The organism is Nocardia sp. NPDC059764, assembly GCF_042732555.1.
GTDB lineage: Bacteria > Actinomycetota > Actinomycetes > Mycobacteriales > Mycobacteriaceae > Nocardia.
The window spans coordinates 1-3,125 of the sequence record NZ_JBHWHH010000323.1; the positions used below are offsets into that span (position 1 = coordinate 1).

A 3,125-nucleotide genomic window follows, 5' to 3' on the forward strand; every position below is an offset into this window, starting at 1 on the left:
CGCACCCCCTGCGCCCGGCCCATTCGCCGTCTTCATCCCCCGAACCCTCAGGACGCCTCCCGCAGTTCGGCGCGCAGCCGGTTCAGCGCGCGGTGCTGCATGACCCGCACCACGCCAGGGCTGGTGCCGATGGCCTCGGCGGTCTCGGCCGCGGTCCAGCCCAGCACGATCCGCATGACCAGCACCTCACGGTGAGTCGAGGACAGCACCTGCATGAGGTCGCGGGTGGCGCGACGGGTCTCCATCGCCAGCGCCCGCTCCTCCGGGCCCGCCTCGGTGTTCGGGGCGTCGGGGAACTCGGCGACCGGGTAGGCCGGGTGCAGCTGCGCCCGCCGGAACGCGTCGGCCACCTTGTTCGCCGAAATGCCGTAGACGAAAGCCAGGAAGGACTTGCCCTGGTCGCGGTAGCGCGGGATGGCCTGCACCGTCGCCAGGCAGATCTCCTGCGCCACATCGTCCGCGGTCACGTGCAGGTGGCCCGCGCCGCCCATGCGAGCCGCGCAGTAGCGGCGCACCAGCGGATAGACGATCTTGAGGATCTCGGAGACGGCGGCGCGGTCACCGGCGGCGGCCGGGCCGATCAGCTTCTCCAATTCCGCTGCGGCGCGCCGGGACTCCGACGTCGCCACACTGCCGGTCTTGCTGCCTCCCCGCCCCGCCGGGTGCCGGCGCGAGGCTGCAATCTGCACCGCGGTCCCGAGCCCCTCGCCCCGTTCCTGCGCTGCCACTGCCTTGCCGTCGGTACTCAACACCGCGTTCCTTTCTCCGTAGCCTGTGAGAGCTTCTGAGAAAGATCGTGCTCGCCGGGGGGCCGCCGAAATAGGTACCCCAGGGGTGGGTTGGTCACCCCCTTCCGTCCCCCAACGGCCCCGAAGGTGTTGCGCGACGCGGATTTAGCGCGATAAGTGCCCGAAATGGACGATTGAGCTAGACGGCGGAGTCCGAGGTCCCGGCCGTTTTCGCCGTGGCAGAGGGCAGATGTCCGGCCTTGCGGACCGCCCAGAAGGTCACCAGCGCCGCCACCGCGGTCAAGGGCCACCCCATACCGATACGCGCCACCGCCAGCAGACCGGTGCTGTTGGCCGCGTACAGGTGGTTCTGCACCAGATACCGGGCCACGAACACCAGCGCCCACACCGCGGTCGCGATGTCGTAGAGCCGCATGGCGCGCTTGTCCGAACGCCACCCGGTGCCGTGCCCGTTCAGGGCGCCCCAGATCACGCCGGCCAATGGCCAGCGCACCACCAGCGACAGCAGGAACGCCCCGCCGTACACCAGGCTCGCGTAGATGCCGAACAGGAAGAAGCCCTTCGCCTCACCCATCCGGTAGGCGATGAACGCGCACACGCCCACCCCCAGGAAACCGGAGATGGCGGGCTGGATCGGACCGCGACGCACCAAGCGCCACACCAGGATCGCCGCGGCCACGGCCAGCGACGCCCAGATCGCGGCGGTCAGGCCGCGCAGCGAATTCACCGGCACGAACACCAGCACCGGCAGCGAGGAGTAGATCAGGCCCGACAGTCCGCCCATCTGCTCGAGCAGGGTGGGCTCGGGGCCGTCCTCGGCGCCCTCGTGGTCCTGGTCGGCCGCGCGTTCGGCGTCGACCAGCGCCTGCATGTCGTCGTCCAGCAGCGCCTTGTCCAGCCGCCAGGGGGTCTCACCGGCCTCCGGTACCGCGTTGAGCTGGACCGTGGGCGGATCGAAGGCGGGCGCGCCATAGGGCTCGGCGGGGCCGCGGCCCTCGTCGCCGCTGCTGGTGGGGTTCGGCATGAGTGTCAGGAATTCCCGCGCAGTTCGTAGTAGGGGTTGTAGATGACCTTGCCGCCATCGCGTTCACCGACGCGGCCGCGAACCAGAATACGACGGCCCGGTTCGATTCCCGGGATACGACGCCTGCCGATGAACACCAGCGCCACACTGTCGGTGCCGTCGAAGAACTCGGCCGCCACTTCCGCCCCGCCGGCCTTCGGACAGGCCTCCACACTGCGGAGCCGGCCGACCATGGTGACTTCCTCACCACGCCGGCATTCCGATGCCCGGGACGCGCCCGACGCCTCCGACGTCTCGGCGAGCTCCTCGGCATCCAAACGATCCAGGTCCTCCGTCAGTCTGCGGCCGAGTCGCCGGAAATAGCCTGACGGGGTGTCCTTCCCACCCGAGGATGGCATCTCGCACGCTCTCCTGTAGAGCTCGGACGGCGTGGGTCTCACGTCGTTCGTTCCTTCCACGTCGGCCGGCGGTTTGCCACCCGACCGCTCGTGGCCGTACCTCCGCCACTGTAGATGGGACGGGCTGCACCCGCCACGCGCGCCCGTCCCCGCTACAGTCGGCCGGTGCCCGATCTTCCCCGTCCGGCGGTCGCCGTCGCCCTCCCCGGAACCGGCTCCGACGCCCACTTCGCCCGCCGCGCCTTCGGATCCGCCTGCGCCGCATTGGATCTGCCGTTCCTGGCGGTCGACCCGGACCCGCGTGCCGTGATCGAGAGCTACCGGGCCGCGCTCGATGCCGCCGCCCGCTCCGGACCCGTCCTGGTCACCGGGATCTCACTGGGCGCGGCCGTCGCCGTGGACTGGGCCGCCGAACACCCCGACGCGGTCTTCGGCGTCGTCGCCGCCCTGCCCGCCTGGACCGGCGCCGACACCACCGGCTGCCCCGCGGCCCTGTCCGCCGCCGCCACCGCCGCCCAGCTGCGGGCCGACGGCCTCGACGCCGTCATCGACCGGATGCGCGCATCCAGCCCCGCCTGGCTGGCCGACGCCCTGACCCGCTCCTGGACCTCCCAGTGGCCGGAACTGCCGTCCGCGCTGGAGGAGGCCGCCGCCTACGCCTGGCCCGAACCCGCGCTGCTCAGCCGGGTCGGCGCGCCCGTCGAGATCATCGCCGCCGTCGACGATCCGGTGCACCCGCTGGCGGTGGCCGAGCAGTGGGCCGCGCACCTCCCCCACGCCACGCTGCACCGGATCACCCTCGACGAGTTGGGTTCGGACCCCTCGATTCTGGGTACCCGTGGCATCAATGCCTTCTTCCCTCGCCGCGTCACCACCCCCTGACCGAATTCCGGCCCACCGCAGCAGAACTCCGGCCCAGCCGACCACGATCGTCGGATCCGAGGCCCGGCTGTC

At 71.3% G+C, this 3,125-nt stretch carries 4 protein-coding genes; 1 reads left to right on the forward strand and 3 read right to left on the reverse strand.

Going from position 1 to position 3,125, the window contains the following annotated elements; genetic code table 11:
- Positions 1 to 47: 47 nt before the first annotated feature.
- The 3 genes from ACFV4K_RS35240 to ACFV4K_RS35250 all read right to left on the reverse strand — a co-directional run bounded on the left by ACFV4K_RS35240 (position 48) and on the right by ACFV4K_RS35250 (position 2,171).
- Positions 48 to 629, reverse strand: a complete 582-nt coding sequence (locus ACFV4K_RS35240) for a sigma-70 family RNA polymerase sigma factor (protein ID WP_357195933.1) — start codon at positions 627 to 629, stop codon at positions 48 to 50.
- A 298-nt stretch (positions 630 to 927) separates the two neighbouring features.
- Complete coding sequence (locus ACFV4K_RS35245) at positions 928 to 1,533, reverse strand: DUF3159 domain-containing protein (RefSeq protein ID WP_357094102.1); 606 nt, start codon at positions 1,531 to 1,533, stop codon at positions 928 to 930.
- 245 nt (positions 1,534 to 1,778) lie between these two features.
- Complete coding sequence (locus ACFV4K_RS35250; protein WP_379280631.1) at positions 1,779 to 2,171, reverse strand: OB-fold nucleic acid binding domain-containing protein; 393 nt, start codon at positions 2,169 to 2,171, stop codon at positions 1,779 to 1,781.
- A gap of 165 nt (positions 2,172 to 2,336) precedes the next feature.
- Between ACFV4K_RS35250 and ACFV4K_RS35255 the strand changes: the two genes are divergently transcribed.
- A complete protein-coding gene (locus tag ACFV4K_RS35255) occupies positions 2,337 to 3,053 on the forward strand; it encodes an alpha/beta fold hydrolase (protein WP_379280632.1) in 717 nt (238 codons plus the stop codon).
- Positions 3,054 to 3,125: the final 72 nt, after the last annotated feature.